The organism is Acinetobacter sp. YH12094, assembly GCF_013419295.1.
Classification (GTDB): domain Bacteria; phylum Pseudomonadota; class Gammaproteobacteria; order Pseudomonadales; family Moraxellaceae; genus Acinetobacter; species Acinetobacter amyesii.
On record NZ_VPAK01000025.1, the window covers coordinates 23755 to 42661 of the forward strand.

The 18907-nt window shown below is 41.3% G+C and carries 17 protein-coding genes; 7 read left to right on the top strand and 10 right to left on the bottom strand.

Features of this window, described 5'->3' with window-relative positions:
• Positions 1-176: 176 nt before the first annotated feature.
• Positions 177-674, bottom strand: coding sequence for a thioesterase family protein (locus FTU34_RS14695; RefSeq protein ID WP_111885257.1), 498 nt, complete (start codon positions 672-674; stop codon positions 177-179).
• A 107-nt stretch (positions 675-781) separates the two neighbouring features.
• Here FTU34_RS14695 and hemB point away from each other — a divergent pair, with 107 nt between their 5' ends.
• Positions 782-1795: a porphobilinogen synthase gene (gene hemB / locus FTU34_RS14700; protein WP_111885258.1), complete on the top strand. Its 1014-nt coding sequence runs from the start codon at positions 782-784 to the stop codon at positions 1793-1795.
• A 137-nt stretch (positions 1796-1932) separates the two neighbouring features.
• Positions 1933-3057: a glycine oxidase ThiO gene (gene thiO, locus FTU34_RS14705; protein ID WP_180035484.1), complete on the top strand. Its 1125-nt coding sequence runs from the start codon at positions 1933-1935 to the stop codon at positions 3055-3057.
• 21 nt (positions 3058-3078) lie between these two features.
• Here thiO and FTU34_RS14710 read toward each other — a convergent pair whose 3' ends face one another.
• The 3 genes from FTU34_RS14710 to FTU34_RS14720 form a co-directional block, all read right to left on the bottom strand.
• Positions 3079-4014: a TIGR01777 family oxidoreductase gene (locus FTU34_RS14710; protein WP_180035483.1), complete on the bottom strand. Its 936-nt coding sequence runs from the start codon at positions 4012-4014 to the stop codon at positions 3079-3081.
• Positions 4015-4084: 70 nt separating this feature from the next.
• The gene (locus FTU34_RS14715; RefSeq protein ID WP_078193094.1) at positions 4085-4534 is read right to left on the bottom strand and encodes an ABZJ_00895 family protein; all 450 of its coding nucleotides are present in this window, start codon (positions 4532-4534) and stop codon (positions 4085-4087) included.
• Positions 4535-4928: 394 nt separating this feature from the next.
• Positions 4929-5873 carry a GGDEF domain-containing protein gene (locus FTU34_RS14720; protein ID WP_180035482.1) on the bottom strand — a complete coding sequence of 315 codons (945 nt, stop codon included), beginning with the start codon at positions 5871-5873 and terminating at the stop codon, positions 4929-4931.
• A gap of 679 nt (positions 5874-6552) precedes the next feature.
• Here FTU34_RS14720 and FTU34_RS14725 point away from each other — a divergent pair.
• Complete coding sequence (locus FTU34_RS14725) at positions 6553-7806, top strand: exonuclease SbcCD subunit D (protein ID WP_180035481.1); 1254 nt, start codon at positions 6553-6555, stop codon at positions 7804-7806.
• A gap of 9 nt (positions 7807-7815) precedes the next feature.
• Positions 7816-11412, top strand: a complete 3597-nt coding sequence (locus tag FTU34_RS14730; RefSeq protein WP_180035480.1) for an AAA family ATPase — start codon at positions 7816-7818, stop codon at positions 11410-11412.
• A gap of 48 nt (positions 11413-11460) precedes the next feature.
• Here FTU34_RS14730 and FTU34_RS14735 read toward each other — a convergent pair whose 3' ends face one another.
• A complete protein-coding gene (locus FTU34_RS14735) occupies positions 11461-12261 on the bottom strand; it encodes a thioesterase family protein (RefSeq protein WP_078193098.1) in 801 nt (266 codons plus the stop codon).
• Positions 12262-12454: 193 nt separating this feature from the next.
• On the bottom strand, positions 12455-13141 hold the full coding sequence (locus FTU34_RS14740; protein WP_180035479.1) for a YggS family pyridoxal phosphate-dependent enzyme: 687 nt from the start codon (positions 13139-13141) through the stop codon (positions 12455-12457).
• 125 nt (positions 13142-13266) lie between these two features.
• Between FTU34_RS14740 and FTU34_RS14745 the strand changes: the two genes are divergently transcribed.
• Together FTU34_RS14745 and FTU34_RS14750 are read left to right on the top strand one after the other, a co-directional pair.
• Positions 13267-14304: a type IV pilus twitching motility protein PilT gene (locus tag FTU34_RS14745; protein ID WP_078190026.1), complete on the top strand. Its 1038-nt coding sequence runs from the start codon at positions 13267-13269 to the stop codon at positions 14302-14304.
• Positions 14305-14331: 27 nt separating this feature from the next.
• Positions 14332-15453, top strand: a complete 1122-nt coding sequence (locus tag FTU34_RS14750) for a PilT/PilU family type 4a pilus ATPase (protein ID WP_168379063.1) — start codon at positions 14332-14334, stop codon at positions 15451-15453.
• Between the two features lie 79 nt (positions 15454-15532).
• On the opposite strand, the gene fur is transcribed toward FTU34_RS14750, so the two are convergent.
• The gene (fur, locus tag FTU34_RS14755; protein WP_078193101.1) at positions 15533-15970 is read right to left on the bottom strand and encodes a ferric iron uptake transcriptional regulator; all 438 of its coding nucleotides are present in this window, start codon (positions 15968-15970) and stop codon (positions 15533-15535) included.
• A 112-nt stretch (positions 15971-16082) separates the two neighbouring features.
• Between fur and FTU34_RS14760 the strand changes: the two genes are divergently transcribed.
• The gene (locus FTU34_RS14760; RefSeq protein ID WP_078193102.1) at positions 16083-16481 is read left to right on the top strand and encodes an outer membrane protein assembly factor BamE; all 399 of its coding nucleotides are present in this window, start codon (positions 16083-16085) and stop codon (positions 16479-16481) included.
• Between the two features lie 43 nt (positions 16482-16524).
• Here FTU34_RS14760 and FTU34_RS14765 read toward each other — a convergent pair whose 3' ends face one another.
• The 3 genes from FTU34_RS14765 to FTU34_RS14775 all read right to left on the bottom strand — a co-directional run bounded on the left by FTU34_RS14765 (position 16525) and on the right by FTU34_RS14775 (position 18532).
• Positions 16525-16851, bottom strand: a complete 327-nt coding sequence (locus tag FTU34_RS14765; protein WP_180004252.1) for an RnfH family protein — start codon at positions 16849-16851, stop codon at positions 16525-16527.
• Complete coding sequence (locus FTU34_RS14770; protein WP_180035478.1) at positions 16851-17933, bottom strand: hypothetical protein; 1083 nt, start codon at positions 17931-17933, stop codon at positions 16851-16853. Before FTU34_RS14770 ends, FTU34_RS14765 begins: the two co-directional genes overlap by 1 nt.
• Before the next feature lie 143 nt (positions 17934-18076).
• The gene (locus tag FTU34_RS14775; protein ID WP_078190032.1) at positions 18077-18532 is read right to left on the bottom strand and encodes a bacteriohemerythrin; all 456 of its coding nucleotides are present in this window, start codon (positions 18530-18532) and stop codon (positions 18077-18079) included.
• Between the last annotated feature and the right edge of the window lie 375 nt (positions 18533-18907).

Here is an 18907-nt window from a genome sequence, read left to right on the forward strand (position 1 = left end):
GAGAAAGTCTCTCTTCTTCAATTTTCCGGCATTTTAAAGCTAAAAAATCATATCCTGAGAATAGAAAATGTAACTCGTCAGTCTTTTTTTCGTTGGCAACAGGATAAAATCATGCCCTGCTGCCAATACTGGACTTTATTTTTTCATCATTTTGAATGTGTTAACTTAAAAATGGCTTAATAAGCATACGATGCAATCGCCGTTGCAATCGCTTTACCTTCATCATTGACCATGGTCATACGCATAGTGCAACCCTTACGGCCTAAACGTAAGGTTTCTGCTCGTGCAACGAAATACTGTCCACGTCCTGGCGCCAAATAATCCACACGCATATCGACGGTCGCTAAGCGAGATACCTTTTTACTCGTTTCTACTAGATCTTCAGCTGTGGCCTTTTTATACAATTCTGCCATCGCAGAGATACCACCGATACTGTCGAGTAGGGTTGCCGCGACGCCACCATGTAAAATTTGGAATGCGACATTTCCAATTAGATTACTGGCCATGTCGACACGTGCTTCGATCTGACCATCAATCACCGTCATTTTCATGGCATTGTGTACAAAAAATGGGGAGCTGTTAAATGCTTGAGCAATGTTATTTAATAAAGTATCGATTTCATTCTTCGAGTTTAGGTCAATATTACCGGTCCAACTCTTATTTACATCTGTCATAGCCTACTCGAATCGCTGTCATTGAATAAAAAAATAATACGGGGTGCGCCAAACCCTCATTATGCGTCTACAATAGTCAAAGTTTAATACTGATCAATGAGATTGTTATGACCTATACGTTCAATCGTCCAGCTTTTCCTGCTACCCGCATGCGTCGCATTCGTAAAAATGACCAGCTTCGCGCTATGGTGCGTGAAACTCAACTGACGACTGATCATCTCATTTATCCAGTATTTGTGTTGCCAGGCCAGCAACAAACTCAAGATATTCCAAGCATGCCAAACGTACAGCGTCTATCTGCTGACTTGTTACTAAGAAAGGCAGAACGTTTACTCGAATTGGGTGTTTCAAAATTAGCTTTGTTCCCAGTTACACCACAGGAAGATAAAAGCTTAACGGCTGAAGCAGCTTGGCATGAAGATGGCTTAGTCCAAAGCACCATCCGCTTATTAAAAAAAGAACTACCAGAAATGGTTCTCATCACTGATGGTGCGCTCGACCCATACACCACACATGGTCAAGACGGTATCATTGATGATACCGGCTATGTACTGAATGATGAAACCGTTGAATGCTTAATTAAACAAGCACTCAGCCATGCCGAAGCGGGTGCAGATGTGGTTGCACCCAGTGACATGATGGATGGTCGTATCGGTGCGATTCGCCAAGCGCTTGAAGCCAATGGCCATATCTATACCAACATCATGGCTTATTCTGCAAAATATGCGTCGAGCTTTTACGGGCCATTCCGTGATGCGGTAGGTTCTTCAAGCAACCTCAAAGGTGGCAATAAATACAATTACCAAATGGACATCGGTAACCGTGCTGAAGCTTTACATGAAATCGCACTCGATATTCAAGAAGGCGCCGACATGGTGATTGTAAAACCGGGTATGCCGTATTTAGATATCGTCCGTGAAGTCAAAGATAATTTCGGTGTTCCAACATTTGTCTATCAAGTGAGTGGCGAATACGCCATGTTGGCAGGTGCCATTCAAAATGGTTGGCTATCTGAAAACGTGATTATCGAATCGCTTATGAGCTGCCGCCGTGCAGGTGCAGATGGGATCTGGACTTACTTTGCTGAAGATGCAGCACTCATGTTGAAAGACATGAAATAACCTGCAAAGCCTTCCTGAAATGGTAACGTTCAGGAAGGCTTTTTTATATCTGTAAAATTTAAAAAACAGTCTTGGAAGAAAAACTTCGGCGTTGCTGAAGTTAAGATCAAACTCATACATTCATCGGTTAAAAGAACATGAATATTGCCATTATTGGGGCGGGTATTAGTGGTTTACTCAGCGCATTGGAACTCGTTGAACGCGGTTGTACGGTGACGATTTTCGACCAACAACGCACAGGTTCTGCCGCATCTTGGGCTGGTGGTGGCATCCTCTCCCCGATGTATCCTTGGCGATATCCCAATGAAGTCAATGCGCTCGCACGTTATGGCAAGCAGAGCTACCAAAAATGGAATGAAAAATTAAAACCGATCACTGGGATTGATTTTGAAATTCATGAAACTGGCATGTTGATTTTTGATGAAGATGATTTTGAAATTGGCTTAGATTATGCCCGTTTGCACCAAGACCCAATGCAACAGGCGGAATATTTACAATCCGAGCAAATTGAGCAGATTAATCCTCACATTTCAGCACGCTTTGCACATGGCATTTATTTTTCGCAATTAGCCAACATCCGTAATCCGCGACTTTTGCAGTCATTAACGGCTTATTTACAGCAGCATCCCAAAGTGATCATTCATGAACATTGCCCTATCCGCCAATTAAACCGTTCGGACAATCGTATCCAGTCCATCACCACCGCAGATGGCAAACAACATACAGCTGATCAATTCGTTATTGCCACGGGCGCTTGGTCAGCCGCATGGAGTGAACAACTAGACATTGAGATACCCGTACAACCCGTGCAGGGACAAATGCTTCTCTTTAAAACTCCGCAGAACTGGTTGCCGACCATGTGCATGAATAAAGTCATGTACTTGATTCCACGCCAAGACGGTCATGTGGTTTGCGGCTCAAGTATGCGCCAATGTGGCTTTGATACTCAGACAACAAATACAACCTTGCAGCATATTCAAAAATCCTGCTTTGACATGGTGCCAGAGCTTGCCAACTTTCCAATTGTAAAATCTTGGGCTGGCCTGCGCCCATCTTCCCCTGAAGGGATTCCGTATATTGGGCAGATGCCAAATTACGACAATCTATGGGCAAATTTTGGGCATTTTAGAAATGGTTTATGCATGGGACCTGCTTCAGCTCAGCTATTGGCTGAACTGATGACTGGGCAAACGCCTTCATTCAATGCAGACCACTATAGTCCGACTCGCCTGTTTCAAGATGCATTGTTAAGCGTCGAATAATGCTCAATAGGTCAATTTCAACTAAGCCAATAAATCCTGCAAGGCTTCTTTTAACGTCGGAAATTTAAACTCAAAGCCTTGCTGTAATAATGCGGCTGGCTGAACCAATTGACCATTTAAAATTAATTGCGATTGCTCACCCAATAAAATTTTAAAGATAGTTGCAGGCACATTGAGCCACGGCTTTTTCGCTAATTGACGTGCTGCAATCTGCGCAAACTGAGCCTGCGTCGTTTTTTCCGGCGCAACTAAATTAAAAATATGCGGATCGATTGGCGTGGGTTCAAGCAACCCATATTTTTTCTCTGTTTGTTTCATTAAAAACAGCATACTTCGGATCACATCTTGTATATGTATCCACACAAAAGGCTGCCGACCGGAACCTATTTTGTTGACCAAATTGAGCTGAATCGGTCGTAGCATTTGCGGTAAGATTCCGCCACCTTCAGCCAAGACCACACCTAGTCGTGTGATAATGGTATTTTGTTCAGGAAATTGGCGTGTGACTTGCTCCCAACTTTGGCATAGCTCTGACATAAAAATGGCTTGTGGTGCAGCATTTTCATCGCACACTTTTGTCCATTGTTCTTCAATATCAATACCATAATAACCAACAGCCGAACCTGAAATAATGCATTTCGGAAAAATTTTACGTTTACGTAAATATTGATACAGCGCTTCTGTGGTTTTGACTCGACTTTCTAATAATTGCTGTTTACGCGTTTCTGTCCAGCGACCTTTGCCGATACTTTCACCTGCAAGATTAATCACATAATCAATTCTGTCATGAGGAATTTGATCGAGCTGCTGTACCCAAGTTAAATGAGGTGATTTAGAAATACGCCCAGCCTTACGACTAAGCCCAATCACTTTATAATCCGCAGCTAAAAGTGCCTTGATGAGATGTGTGCCAATAAAACCGCTGCCACCCGTCATCAGTACTGTGGGCTGATGCATAATTTGTTCTTATCTATCTATATGAAATAATACTATTATCTATAGAACAAGATCACCAAACGATCAAGCTTTATGCACCAAACTTTTGAGCAGCCATCCGCTGTGCTTGCGGACCATAAAACCAATAGGTGATTAAATACAAAGGGATAGCCATCAGTAACAACATGATCACCATTAAACTCATAAACTGAGGATGTTGAACATAGAGCATTAAATTTTGCCAAATTTCAGGATCTTTTCTTGAAAAAATTGCGATACCCAAAAGTACAAAAGCTAAATTATATAACCAAAAAATCAGGCTAAAACCTAAGGTAAATTTTTTACGCTCTGCCTGTGTCGGTGCTCTCTGATTTTTATTTAAAAACCGAAATAACACCACGATCATGGCAATCAGGTAGGGTACGACCGTTAAAATACCACCTACACCCTGTGGCAATAATGCAGCGATCACACCGCAAATACAGGTCATGATTAAACAAATGAAAAAAAACAATAAAAAATAACGTGTTAAAGACACCATGACCCTAACCCAAGAAGAAGTTGACACCTAGTATAAAAAAAAATGCATTTTTTTTCATTTTCATGTCAACCAATCTGTAAACGGCTACGTTATATAGGGTACAAGGTCTGTAGCAACCGATGATTTGGACGGCATCCACAATGTTTCGGTGACCTTTTTAAAAGCAATAAGCTTCATTTTGAATTTAAGTATGAACAGCAGCCATGACTTAAATTTAAAATCGATTTTTTGACCGACGATTTCATCATCACTCGAATCGTCGGTCTTTTATTTTGTGCCTTATGTATTCAGCATTTAATTTTTATATTCTACACCCAAAAAAATCAGCCGATAAAATATCGACTGACTGAAAAATCTATGCAACTTTAAAATAAGTCACAACTGTAAATCTATGTTATGCAGCACAGTAGCGATTACGCCCCTGTCTTTTGGCTATATAGAGGTTTTTATCAACTTGATCCAGAAATTGCATTGGATTATCCAGATCTGAAGGAATAATGGTTTTTACCCCCATGCTGAGTGTGACGAGTTCCGACACTGCTGAGGCTTTATGCGGTAATCGTGCAGCACGCACGGCATCCATAATTCTATCAGCCATCACTGCTGCTGCGGCTTCATTGGTCTCTGGTAAAATCCAAGCAAATTCCTCGCCACCAAAACGCGCAACTAAATCACGAGGTCGTGTACAACAAGATTCCAAACTTTTAGCAATTTGACGCAGACAGGTATCCCCAATCACATGACCATTCAAGTCATTGTATTGTTTAAAATAATCTAAATCGATCAAAATTAAACTCAGCGGCTTTTGCGTGCGGATTGCGTTTAACCATTCACGCTGGTAAAAGTCATCAAACAAACGTCGATTTGCAATACCAGTTAAGCCATCTTTATATGAATATTCTTCGAGCTGACGTTGCAATTTTTGTAGTTGTTCCTCTTGTTTTTTCCGCTCGGAAATATCAAACATAAAGCCGACAAGACAATCTACATCACCATTTGGTTTACGCACGACATGCACAACATCACGTATCCAAAGATATGAACCATCTTCTTTAAGTGCACGATAATCTGCTTCATGATCTATACCAGCCATCGACTGTGAAACACAATAATTCAGTACATAATTACGGTCTTCCTCGTGCATACGTGATGCCCAATCATCTACCGTTTTCCAACTACTTTGTTTCCAACCGAGTAACTTTTCAATTTGCGGTCCAATATAACTAAATGTTTTACTGTCCCAATCAATACACCAAGGAATGGCTAATGTAGACTCTAATAAAGTCTTATACACCATACTATTTGCAAGTTTTTCTTCATCAAAAGGATTATTTGGCATGTTGCATCTCCTGCTACCCCAAATGCAGGTAATACACCTGCTGTACAATAATTCACCTATATACAGGATTAGAACAACATTTTATATTCCTAGTTCTTGGTATTTTTTAACCTAATTTCAGATCTCTACTATTTGAAATGTGTAATCCATCAAAGAAAATATAATTACAATGAACCAGCTCTACTATTTTGAAATTCAAAGTTATGATACCAAGCGTTAAGTTGTGTATTATTCTGCCGTTTTTGGTTGGTCATTTACACGAGTTACAGGATTCCCTAATCAGTAACCCCAGACTTCATGGTGACCTCTTAGAATGCTCTGTACAGACTCCACCGATGCATTGCATTACCAATACATTTACTCGTAGTTTTTGAAGTTAAAGATTTCAACCAAATCACTAAGAAAAATCTGGTACAAGATGGCCAAATTGCTATAGAAAAATTTGTGATACTTGGATAATACTGGCAAGGCTATTTCATAGATCCAGCCCATAATACTTTTTGCCTCCTGCAAGTGGATGCAAATACACATTAATGCAGTTATGGCATAGTTTAGATTGGATAATTTGTAACTGTCGAAAACGACTTAGTTGGACTGATGAATGATTAATCTCCCTCGTAAACATAACCATCTGTGATACTTTATAGCCCAATCAATTTTTTTGATTTTTGGGGCTTGCATGACTCTTCGTTTTTTTCATACTTCTGATTGGCATTTAGGACAATTTTTCTATAACCACTCACGTGACTACGAACATGAACAGTTTCTCAATTGGCTGCTTGAACAAATAGCACAAAAACAGCCACATGCCCTGCTCATTGCAGGCGATGTTTTTGATGTGATCAACCCCGCTTCCAGAGCGCAAAAACAGTTGTATCAGTTTCTAGCAGATGCACATGAGCGGGCTCCGCACATGCAAACCCTGATGATCGCAGGCAACCATGACTCAGGCTACCGTATTGAACAAGTTGAGCCTTTATTAGAAAAATACCATGCCAAAGCTGTAGGCGTGGTCCATAAAAATACCGAAGGTCAGCTCGATTTAGACCGACTGCTGGCACCTATTTATGATGAACACAAAAATGTAGTGGCATGGTGCCTGACTTTACCTTTTCTACGTGCTGCCGAGATCACCGGTTTCAATGATCAAACCACCAATAGTCAAAATGCCATTGCCTATGTACATCAACAATTAATTGCTGAAGCCAATGCACGTAAAACTCCAGATCAAGCCTTAATTTTAATGTCCCATGCCCACATGCAAGGCGGTGAAACGTCAGACTCAGAGCGCCCGATTATTATGGGCAATGAAGAAGCAATTTCAACCGCCCTGTTTGATGATGTAATTGACTACGTGGCTCTTGGGCATTTGCATAAACCGCAAAAAGTTGGACAAACTCATATCCGTTATAGCGGCTCACCGATTCCCCTGTCATTTAGTGAAATCAATTATAAGCATCAAGTGCTTGATATCAGTATTGACCCGACTCAAAGCGATGAATCACGCTTTCAAATAGAGTCCTTAGCGATTCCGCGCAGCGTGCAATTGCATCGCATCAAAGGCACAATTCCAGAAGTTTTGGCACAATTATCCGCTTTGCCGAGCGGTGAAATTGAAGATATTGATCAGCGTGAATATGTCGAAATTGAATATCATACCGACACTCCGCCTGCACCGAATTTACGACAGCAATTTGAAGAAGCGCTAGCGCCAAACCGTTATCGTTTGGTGCGCATCAGCCGCCGTTATTTAAATTCAGATCAAAATAATCCGCAGCAAGCCGCAATCAACCTTGATCCGCCTACGCCTGAAAAATTATTCCAAAACCTTTGGGAAAAACAGGGCTACGGTGCTGATGACACCGTAATGAAAGATTTTTTAAGTTTGGTCGATGAAGCACAAAAATCACTTGAAGATGATGCGAACACTTAAGGAATTGCCATGAAAATTTTATCTATACGCATTAAAAACTTGGCATCTTTAGCGGGTGAGCATTTTATTGATTTTGAATCTGAACCTTTAGCAAGTGCAGGCTTAGTGGCAATTATTGGTAAAACAGGTGCTGGTAAATCGACTATTTTAGATGCCATGTGTTTGGCGCTGTTTAACCGTGTGCCGCGCTTAAAAGACAGCGATGGCAAACTCATCGATGTAGATGGTTCAGAGCTGCCGACCAACTCACCGCAAACAGTCTTGCGCCGTGGTACAGGCCAAGGCTTTGCCGAGCTCAGTTTTATTGCTCAAGACCAAAAAGTCTATTCTGCACGTTGGGAAATTAAACGTGCCCGTGAAAACCCAAACGGTAAATTGCAAAGCGTACAGCGCTCACTGAAATGCTTAACAGATGGCACTGTTGTTGCGGATAAAACCAAAGCGGTTGAGAGCCAAATTTTACGCATTACTCAACTCAGTTTTGAACAGTTCACCCGTGCCGTTTTACTGGCTCAGTCAGAAGTGACCGCTTTTTTAAAAGCGCGTGATAATGAACGTGGCGAGCTATTGGAGTATCTAACCAATTCCAGTATTTTCGGGAAAATTGGTCAATTGGCCTTTGAAAAAACCAAGCAAATTGCCAATCAGCGTAAGGCTTTGGAAGTTCGACTCGGTGATATTGAAATTTTATCGGATGAAGATCTTGCCTTATACACGGCGAATTTTCAAAGTCATACAGAGTCTTACCAAAAATTCGAAAGTGAAAAGCAGCAATTGCTCAAACAGCAGCAATGGTTTCAACACAAAGATAAACTGATTTCGGATATTCAGCAACGTGAGCAATATTTGGCTGTTCAACAGCAGCAACTCGATGCACTGCAGCCGCAGAAGCAGCAATTGCAGCAACTGGAAAAATTCGCCTCAATCCGTCCAAGCATCATTCAACGCAATAATTTAAGTACTGAAATAGCAACGCTGCAGCCTCAATTGGCTCAAGCACAGCAGCAGTTCAGCGCAATTGAAATTAAGTTTAATCATGAAAAAACTCAATTTAAACAACTTGATCTACAGCAAAAACAGCAGCACCAATTTGAAGTTGATCATCAAGATCAAATTGATTTAGTACGTGCGCGAATTGCCGACCGCCGAGTGCTAGGCGATCAGCTAATTGCTGTAAAAGATGAACTCAAAAAACTGCAAGATCAGCATGCTCCGCTGCTTCAAGCCGAACAGCAATTGTTACAAGTACAGCAGCAGTTAGAACAAAATATAGCGCAGCAAAATACCCTACTCTCGCAAACAGCACATTTTCAAATTTTGGATGAAGCACTGTCTGCACATCTCAGCCCTTTACAGCGTTTTATTCAAAGTTATGTGCAATTTGAGCAGCAATATGGTGATGTCGCTCAAGCCACGCAACAAGTGGCACAAAAACAACAGCAACTTGACCAGCTCATTCAGCAATTTGGGCAAGACCAAGCACTTAACTCGAAAATTACGGGCTTGCGTACAGCGCGTGAAGACTTATTAAATCGCATCAATCAATTAGATATCACCAAGAGTCATTGGCAGCATTACCACGCCATTCATGTTGAACATCAGCAAAAATTGCAAGACCAGCACCAACTGCAAAGTGATCTCACACAGAATCAGCAGCAATGCAGCATGGCTGAAACTGAATTTCATGCACAAAAAGCAGCTCGAGAGAATTTGCAAACTGTACTGCAGCAGCAGCGATTACTGCATGCAGAAAATATTGAACAGCTCAGAGCAAATCTGGTTGCAGGTGAAGCATGTTTGGTCTGCGGCAGCACCGAGCACCCTTATACATATAACCAAGATGTGCTTTCCCATGAACTATTGAAACTGCAAGTACAGCAGGAACAGCAAGCACTAGCGCAGGAAAAAATAACGTTTGATCTGTGGCAGCAACTGCAAAAAAAATGCACACAGCAGTCCACTGCCTTTGAAGCCAATGCACAGCAACTCACCGCAATCAGCACGCAACAGAGCAATGCCCAAACCCAGCTTGAGCAATCACTTAATGCACTGAATATTCCATACGATTTGCACTCAGATTTGAGCTTGCTTGAAACGGCTATAACGCATCATATTGCACAAACACAGCAATCTTTGCAGCAAACAGAAGCTGATTTAAAAACCCATGAACAGGCGCAGCAAAACAGCCATACTTTGACTCAATACATTCAGCACACGACAAAGCAGCTGACAGAAATACAGCATGCGGAACAAAATATTCAACCTATTTTGTCTTTATTGGATGACACTGAAAAATACGCATGGCAGCAGTCAACCCGCACCGCTGCTGAAGAAATTTATATTCAATTACAGCACCGTCTTAACACCTTAAAACAACGTAATGAACTAAATGCTCAGCTGAATCAAATAACACAGCAGCTGGAACAGGCAAAACAGCGCAGTAAATTCAGTCTAGAGAATATTGCTGCAACTGAAAAACGCATTTCGACACTGTTAGAAGAAGGTAAAAAAAATAGCGATCTTGCAATCCAAGCTATTTTTACCATGACTCAAGTAACTGTTGAAAAACCGCATGAATGGTTATTACAGTTTGAGCAAAACCGACAACAGCTGCAGACTCAGTTTAATACGGTACGTCAACAATTTGAGCAGCGACGCCAAGCCTTTGATACTGCACAAGCAACACTGCAAAAATATCAGGCACAGCAACTACAGTTGCAAACTCAACAAAATGCAGCCGCGTTGAGTATTCAACAGTGGTTAGCGCTGCATATTGATTTTAATGACGCCTTGTTACAGCAGCTCAGTGAAATTACACATGAGCAAGAGCTGCAACTGAAACAGCAAATTAGCTCGGCTGAACGTGCATATAGCGATGCTCAGTCTGCTAAGAAAACATTGGATGAGCAACTACAGCAGCACTTAATGCTGCAGCCTGAAATCGAATTGGAAGCACTACTCTCACAATTACAAAGTTTGGTTGAACAAATAACCCAAGTGATGGAACAGCGTGATGAAGTGAAACTCAAACTCGAAGTACATCAACGCAATGTAGCAAAACAGCAGCAATTTACCGATCAGATTCAACAGATCCAATCTGAGGAACATCGTTGGAATAAGATTTCGAGCTTAATGGGCGATGCAACGGGCAAGAAATTCCGTGATTTGGCACAGCAATATAACCTCGATATTTTAATTGAATATGCCAATCAGCAATTGGCGATGCTTTCACAGCGCTATACCTTAAAGCGCCTTGAAAACTCATTAAGCCTAGCCATTGTCGATCATGATATGGATGGTGAAACCCGCTCGGTCTCTTCGCTTTCAGGCGGTGAGTCTTTCTTAACCGCGCTCGCTTTATCCTTAGCCATTGCGAGCATGGCATCAGGTACAACAAAAATTGAAAGCCTATTTATTGACGAAGGATTTGGTACGCTAGACGCTTCAAGTCTGCACATGGTGATGAATGCTCTGGATCAGCTACAAAACCAAGGGCGTAAAGTCGTGCTAATTTCTCACATTCAAGAAATGCACGAACGAATCCCTGTGCAAATTCAAGTCAATCCTGTCGGAGCAGGTGCAAGCACCATCCAAATCGTATCTTAAAAAAAGCCTGCTTAAAGCAGGCTTTATAATTTTTGATTCTCTAGATCATTACGTCCCGAGTGGACGTAGCGTTAAAATCTGTTCACTACGCCCAAATGGGCCATGGACATCATGCAATACAGAACTACTCAAACCAACACCATCCGCTCCATACTGCTGCACGGTTTCCAGACCTAACCACTGTCCCTGTGGTAAACGGTGCAAATGGATTTGTAGATCCAGATTTGGAAAGCCCCAGCCAAATGGCCAATCCTGACGCGGAACAATACCATTGGCGGTATCAACCATGCCCATTAAACGGACAAAATCAGCAGTCGGCTCACCTTCAACCATGTCATGCTGTGTTCTCAGCCACACAATGCCTTGACCTGCACGGCGCCCATGGCTTCTTGCTTCAATCGACTGAATATATCCCCCCGGCCACTGACGGATACCGTCCCAAATCGGCGCAGTTTCTGGCCCAGTCACATCAGCATCCTCCAAACCTTTCACGGACTGGCTATTTTGCGTCATCATGCGCCAAGTGCGTGCCACAATGCAGGTTTTGCCCTGAGCCCGCATTTCAGATTCAATCAGTTCAATGGTTTTTCCCGGACGAATCACTTGCGTGATTATTTCAAACTCGCCAGCAGGAATTAAGCCCAAAATATCGAGGCTAATGCGCCCGATACGCATATCATGACGTGGTGAAAAACGGTCTAATTCAGCACAAATAATGCCTGTAGCTGGTGCCATGTGTTGCTCATGTGCATTCCATGCACCTTGTGCTAAATTGGTCGAATGGTAATGTGCCGTGACACAGCCTTGCGCATCTACGTCGCGTTGAATCAACTGATAATATGCCGTCATGAACTTCCCTATTTGTCCAAGTGTGAATTACTTCAATATCAAAAACATCCTGATTATTTTGTACTCAACTTTAATGGAAAGTTCAAATTAAAAGGCTCACTTTGAACCCATAGGTTTCATCTATTGTGAAAATTTATCTGCTGTGCTTACACTTTATAAGCCTAGTTTTTGAAAGCAGGCTGAATCTTCTGTCCTATTTTGAATAATCTCGCGCACCAAACAATGCTGTCCCCACGCGAACCATGGTGGATCCGGAAGCAATCGCATCTGTCATATCACCTGACATCCCCATGCTTAAGGTATCCCAATCCTCAGGTTTCGTATGCTGTGCTTTGACATGCTCAAAGAGCACTTTGGCATCAACAAAAGCTTGTGGATTGTTTGGAGCAGGAATTACCATCAGTCCACGTAAGCGTAAATTCGGTAGCGTAGAAATCTGTGCGACCAAATCTGCTACTTCATTCGGCTGACAGCCATCCTTTGTATCTTGCGCGTCAATATTGACTTGTAGGCAAATATTCAAAGGTGCTTGAGTCGCTTCTCGCTGGCTTGATAAACGCTCCGCAATAATCAAACGGTCTACCCCATGCACCCAAGCAAAGTTTGAAGCCAAATGTTTGGTTTTATTGCGCTGTACATGACCAATGAAATGCCAATCAATCTCTAAATCTGCCAAAGCCTCAATTTTTTCAAGCGCTTCTTGCAGATAATTTTCACCAAATGAGCGTTGCCCCATTGTATACATTTCTCTTAGCATTTCAGCAGGATGCGTCTTAGATACAGCCAACAATTCAACCGACTGCTGTGGTCGACCCGCAAGTTGGCAAGCCTGCTCAATTTGCTGCAAGACTTGATTTCGTGCTTCTTGAAGTTTATTCATTGACGGGGTTCTCATTTCATTCATCTTTTTTTGCATTGCCCTGCAACTAAGTGTTGGTTAAGCTGTGGGAAAGCCTTATTATTCTATCAAAATAATTAAGATTTAATTTTTATCTCGGGGATTTTATGGACATTACAGAACTATTGGCCTTTGCTGCCAAAAATAACGCTTCGGATTTACATTTATCTTCTGGTATGCCACCAATGATTCGTGTGGATGGTGAAGTTCGTCGTATCAACCTTCCTGCTCTTGAACACAAAGAAGTGCACAAATTGGTTTACGACATCATGAACGATAAACAGCGTCGTGATTACGAAGAAAAATTAGAAACTGACTTTTCATTTGAAGTACCTGGTGTGGCTCGTTTCCGTGTGAACGCATTTAACCAAAACCGTGGTGCTGGTGCCGTATTCCGTACCATTCCTTCAAAAGTACTAACCATTGAAGATCTTGGCATGGGCCAAATTTTTAAAGATATTTGTGAATATCCACGTGGCATCGTACTGGTGACTGGTCCAACGGGTTCGGGTAAATCTACCACGCTTGCTGCGATGGTTGATTACATTAACGACAACCGTTATGACCATATTTTAACGGTCGAAGACCCGATCGAATTTGTACACGAATCAAAAAAATGCTTGGTCAACCAACGTGAAGTACACCGTGATACGCACGGCTTTAACGAAGCACTTCGTTCCGCACTGCGTGAAGACCCGGATATTATCTTAGTCGGTGAGATGCGTGACCTTGAAACCATTCGTTTGGCGCTGACAGCTGCTGAAACCGGTCACTTGGTCTTCGGTACACTCCATACCACCTCTGCCGCAAAAACCATTGACCGTGTGATTGACGTATTCCCTGCTGAAGAAAAAGACATGGTTCGTGCCATGTTATCTGAATCACTTCAAGCCGTAATTTCACAAACCCTACTCAAGAAAAATGGTGGCGGTCGTGTGGCTGCGCATGAAATCATGATCGGTATTCCTGCGATCCGTAACTTGATTCGTGAAAACAAAGTCGCGCAAATGTATTCTGCGATTCAAACCGGTGCCAACTACGGTATGACCACACTCGATCAAAGCCTAAAAAATCTTGTCGCAAAAGGCATTATTAGTACGCAGACTGCACGGACTGCAGCGAAGCAACCCGAATCTTTCTTGTAATTTTTTTATTTTTCTGGGGCGATCGTTATGGATTTTAACGGCTTACTTGATTATATGGTGGAGAAAAAAGCATCGGATTTGTTTATTACAGCCGATGTTGAACCCTCGATTAAGATCAATGGGCAAATTTTGCCAATTGGCTCGACTAAGTTACCGGGCCCGACTGTTGGTCAAATCTTACATTCGATTATGTCTGACAAACAGCGTAAGGAATTTGCCGATACGCGCGAATGTAACTTTGCCATTAGTAATACCAGTAAATCTGCTCGTTTTCGTGTCAGCGCCTTTCAACAACGTGACCAGCCAGGTATGGTGCTGCGTCGTATCGAAACCGTTATTCCAACGATGGATGAGTTGAAATTACCGCCGATTTTAAAAGAATTAGCGATGACCAAGCGTGGCATTATCATTTTCGTAGGTGCAACGGGTACAGGTAAATCAACCTCTTTGGCATCTTTGATTGGCTATCGTAATGAAAATAGCAAAGGTCATATCATTACAATTGAAGACCCGATTGAATTTGTACACCAACACCGAGGCTGTATCATTACCCAACGTGAAGTGGGTATTGATACCGACTCTTTCGAAGTTGCCTTAAAGAATACGCTACGTCAGGCACCTGACGTGATTCTGATTGGTGAGATTCGTTCACGTGAAACCATGGACTATGCGATTGCCTTTGCTGAAACGGGTCACTTGGTTTTTGCTACTCTGCATGCCAACAACGCCAACCAGGCCATCGACCGTATCATTCACTTCTTTGAAGCGGATCGTCATAGTCAACTGTTCATGGACTTGTCTTTGAACTTAAAAGCAATGGTTGCGCAGCAATTGATTCCAACCATTGATGGTAATTCACGTCGTGCTGCCATTGAGATTTTGATCAACTCACCTTTAATTTCAGATTTAATCCGTAAGGGTGAAGTGCACGAAATTAAAGACCTGATGAAGCGTTCTCGTGAACTGGGTATGCAAACCTTTGACCAAGCTTTATATGACCTTTATAAAGCCAAGCAAATTAGCTACAAAGATGCGCTCAAACATGCCGATTCACCGAACGACCTGCGTCTACAAATTAAATTGTCTGAAGAAGGCGGTGAGCATTTACTGCGTGCAAATTCAAATATTACCTTTGATGGTCAACATTAATTCTGCATGATGCTTTCGGAAATAAAAAAACAGACTTCATATGAAGTCTGTTTTTTTATTTATTCTCATCCGCATCGGATTATTTTTTACGATATGCTTCTTGGCATTCAGGCGCATCACAATAGCCATAAAGATTTAATGAGTGACCTGTAAGTTGGAAACCAAATTTTTCTGCCACTTGATGTTGCTCATGCTCAATCACATCATTAGTAAATTCCACCACTTTATTGCAGTTTTGACACACAATATGGTCATGGTGATCTTCTTGCATAATCTCAAAAACAGAATGATTGTTTTCAAAATGATGGCGTTGAATAATACCTGCAGCTTCAAACTGTGTTAACACGCGATACACAGTTGCTAAACCCACATCTTCACCTTGTTCAAGTAAAGTCTTATAAATATCTTCTGCGCTTAAGTGATGTTGTCTTGAATTTTCAAGCAATTCCAATATTTTAATTCGTGGAAGTGTAACTTTAAGTCCAGCTTTACGTAAATCTTGATTTGAAATAGGCATGAAAAAAGGTCTCTCAACAAAATTAAAGTTGGAATATGCAACAAAGTGTAGATGCAGTATGATCTATCCTTGGATCAAATGCATCATAATTAATTTGGGATAGTTTAGCAAAATGCAAAAAATCATGCTGACGTTATTCGTCACTTCATTGCTCGTAGGCTGTTCAACCTTGGGCGTTTATAAAGTTGATATTCCACAAGGTACACCTTTAACTCAAGCACAAGCGGCTAAAATTCAAGTGGGAATGAGCCACCAACAAGTTCGCTTTTTGCTAGGTAGTCCAACTGTTGCCGATCCAATGAATCCGTTACGTTGGGACTACATTTATAAGTATACCCCAGGAACATATGCTAAAAAAGCCAAGATTCCTGCTGCACATGGTCAACACTTAAAAATCTTCTTTGACCAAAACGGTATCGTTCAAAAAATTGAAGGCTTAGAAACCATTCCAGAGTCACAACCAGGCTTACCAGGTTCTAAAGAAGCGATTTTAACTGCGCCACCACTATAGTCGCTTTAAGATAAAAATAAACCCCTAAATTTAGGGGTTTTTTTTATAAGTACAATTGTTTGAAACGATTGCCTCGACAATAACGCCCAACGGGGTTTTTCTTGGCGCGATTACGACGAATATCTTTCGGATTAATGGTTAATGCACGATAGATTTCGACGCGATCACCTGCTTCAAGTAACTGAGATGAATCGCTTACACGCGCCCCGAAGATTCCTAGTGTTAATACTTCTGGTAAATCCACTTGTTTTCGAATGCCACTTTGCACAATAGCATCTTCAACCGTCATACCGGGATTAAAGATCAGCGGAATTAATATCTGCTGTTCCACGCTCGCATAAGCGACCCATACTTGTAACTGAGCGGTCATTAGAATAACTGCCCAATCACAGCCACCAATGCCAATATTATTGACAAGGGCACTACGATACGTACGGCAATACGCCAAATATTATAAAAGGTTTCATGACTGAAGTTCATTGACTTACGTAGATGACTAATCTTCATAATCCAACCTGCGAAAATCGCATAAATCAGACAAATAATTAAGCCCCAAATCAACAAGGCAATATTAAATACTGGAACAACAGTGCTCAGTGCCCATACAAAAACCGCAACCAATAAAATCGCCCATTGCACCACTATGGCCAATTGGCGTTGTTGTAATTGTTCACGTGCCATTTGAATCAGCAATGCTGAAGCAGCAACCAAACCCACAACCAGTGCTAAAGCAGATACTTGTGCTTTTGCTGCGAAAAAGGCAAAAGCAATCACTGCCAAAAGTTGAGCGATCCAAATTGGAAATACCGTTTTGCTTGCAATCTCTTGTTGCTTCACGGCTGGTAAACTTGACTGCCAGTACAAGCCCATCCCCAAACCACTTGCTACGAGCGCCAAGACTGTTGCATTGCCCCACTCACTAAATTCGAGCGCAGTCATTTTCCACTCTGGTAAGGCAGTTCCCATAACATTCGCTAAGACTACTGCAGCAATCACACCAATAGCGGTCAAAATCACTAAAAATTGGCGTGGTACAAACGACAATGCAAATGCAATGACCGCAAGGACAGCCAAAATAATGCTATAGGCAAAACCATTAGCTGTAAAAATTGCCACATATTGCGACGCGGCTGAAAGCATGGCACCTGCTAAAAATGGAATAAATACTACGGCAAGCCAACCGACTATACGCCATTTGGGTGAAGCATCCGCATCACGTGTTAGCGAAGACAGTGCTTGAACTGCTGTAATTTTTGAACGTTTTGCTAAAGCAATTTCCAAATAACATAGCGGTAAAGCTAAAATAAGCATTGTACCTAGCCACAACAGCCAGAAATCTAGCTGACGTTCAATTTGAATACCTGTTACCGGTGCTAAAGTTGCAATAATGATAAAAGATAAACAGAACGCCATCAGTGGCGATAACCATTTCGACATCGCATTGTCCTGCATGACAAATTCCTTTGAAAATTCTAGCGCTATTTTGCCTTGCTGTGCCTTGAAAATCAAAAACAAAAAGCAAATCACCTTAAAGGTGATTTGCTGCGCAAATAATATTATTAGATTTTTAATTGTTTTTATTTCATTTTTTGAGGTTATGAAAAGAAACGTGCAAACCAATTTTTGCCTTTTTTCTTTTCTTTTTCTTTGATGATACCCATCATATTTTCTTTAACCGCACCGACATAATCAGCATCATCGTGCTGAATATGGTTAATCAGCCATTTTGAAAGCACTTCATGTAATTCATTTTCAATCGCATGCCCCATTTCAAAACGGTCGCGGTAAGATTCAATTTTTTTAATAAATAAATCATGTACGCGTTTATGTGGCACACGATATTTATAACCCGCTTCTTCTTGTAAAGATTCTTCGAAGGTAAAATGTGATTGCGTGTAATCAATAATGTTTTCCAGAATTTGTTTTACACGATCACGATCTGTATTTGCGTCAATGCCATCAATTTCATTGATGTAGTCAAGAATCCGTTTGTGTTGATCGTCAATCACATCGATACCAGTATTGTATTCTGGAACCCATTTCATTTTCATTACGACCACCTATAAATATGAAGGACTTATCACGTAAATTTCATCATATAATTAAAGAACTTAAATAAAAATGAAGTAAAAAGGTTGGTTTTAATTGAAATACTGCCATTTATATTGTAATCAATTGTTTTTATTATGTTAATTTATTTAATCCCGAGTATAAAGCTAAGATATTTTTTAATCAATTCAATATCTTAGAAAACACCCTTAATTCAATAAAGTGTAAGATATTCATTTTTATAATGAATAGAAACCTTTGCACGAACAGATACACAAAAGTTCGTTAAAATGATATAATGCTTTATAATCAACCACATAACAAAAGACACCGACATGGCATGGAAACAAACAGGGCAGCTGTCCCTAGCAGACAGT

What these genes read in the sequence shown, in the direction of transcription:
- hemB (WP_111885258.1), top strand. Translation starts at nt 782, where the DNA reads ATGACCTATACGTTCAATCGTCCAGCTTTTCCTGCTACCCGCATGCGT.
- FTU34_RS14725 (WP_180035481.1), top strand. Translation starts at nt 6,553, where the DNA reads ATGACTCTTCGTTTTTTTCATACTTCTGATTGGCATTTAGGACAATTT.
- fur (WP_078193101.1), bottom strand. Translation starts at nt 15,970, where the DNA reads ATGCCTATTTCAAATCAAGATTTACGTAAAGCTGGACTTAAAGTTACA.
- FTU34_RS14765 (WP_180004252.1), bottom strand. Translation starts at nt 16,851, where the DNA reads ATGACCGCTCAGTTACAAGTATGGGTCGCTTATGCGAGCGTGGAACAG.
- FTU34_RS14695 (WP_111885257.1), bottom strand. Translation starts at nt 674, where the DNA reads ATGACAGATGTAAATAAGAGTTGGACCGGTAATATTGACCTAAACTCG.
- FTU34_RS14710 (WP_180035483.1), bottom strand. Translation starts at nt 4,014, where the DNA reads ATGCATCAGCCCACAGTACTGATGACGGGTGGCAGCGGTTTTATTGGC.
- FTU34_RS14775 (WP_078190032.1), bottom strand. Translation starts at nt 18,532, where the DNA reads ATGAAAATGAAATGGGTTCCAGAATACAATACTGGTATCGATGTGATT.
- FTU34_RS14715 (WP_078193094.1), bottom strand. Translation starts at nt 4,534, where the DNA reads ATGGTGTCTTTAACACGTTATTTTTTATTGTTTTTTTTCATTTGTTTA.
- FTU34_RS14770 (WP_180035478.1), bottom strand. Translation starts at nt 17,933, where the DNA reads ATGCAGGACAATGCGATGTCGAAATGGTTATCGCCACTGATGGCGTTC.
- FTU34_RS14745 (WP_078190026.1), top strand. Translation starts at nt 13,267, where the DNA reads ATGGACATTACAGAACTATTGGCCTTTGCTGCCAAAAATAACGCTTCG.
- FTU34_RS14760 (WP_078193102.1), top strand. Translation starts at nt 16,083, where the DNA reads ATGCAAAAAATCATGCTGACGTTATTCGTCACTTCATTGCTCGTAGGC.
- FTU34_RS14740 (WP_180035479.1), bottom strand. Translation starts at nt 13,141, where the DNA reads ATGAATAAACTTCAAGAAGCACGAAATCAAGTCTTGCAGCAAATTGAG.
- FTU34_RS14720 (WP_180035482.1), bottom strand. Translation starts at nt 5,873, where the DNA reads ATGCCAAATAATCCTTTTGATGAAGAAAAACTTGCAAATAGTATGGTG.
- FTU34_RS14730 (WP_180035480.1), top strand. Translation starts at nt 7,816, where the DNA reads ATGAAAATTTTATCTATACGCATTAAAAACTTGGCATCTTTAGCGGGT.
- thiO (WP_180035484.1), top strand. Translation starts at nt 1,933, where the DNA reads ATGAATATTGCCATTATTGGGGCGGGTATTAGTGGTTTACTCAGCGCA.
- FTU34_RS14735 (WP_078193098.1), bottom strand. Translation starts at nt 12,261, where the DNA reads ATGACGGCATATTATCAGTTGATTCAACGCGACGTAGATGCGCAAGGC.
- FTU34_RS14750 (WP_168379063.1), top strand. Translation starts at nt 14,332, where the DNA reads ATGGATTTTAACGGCTTACTTGATTATATGGTGGAGAAAAAAGCATCG.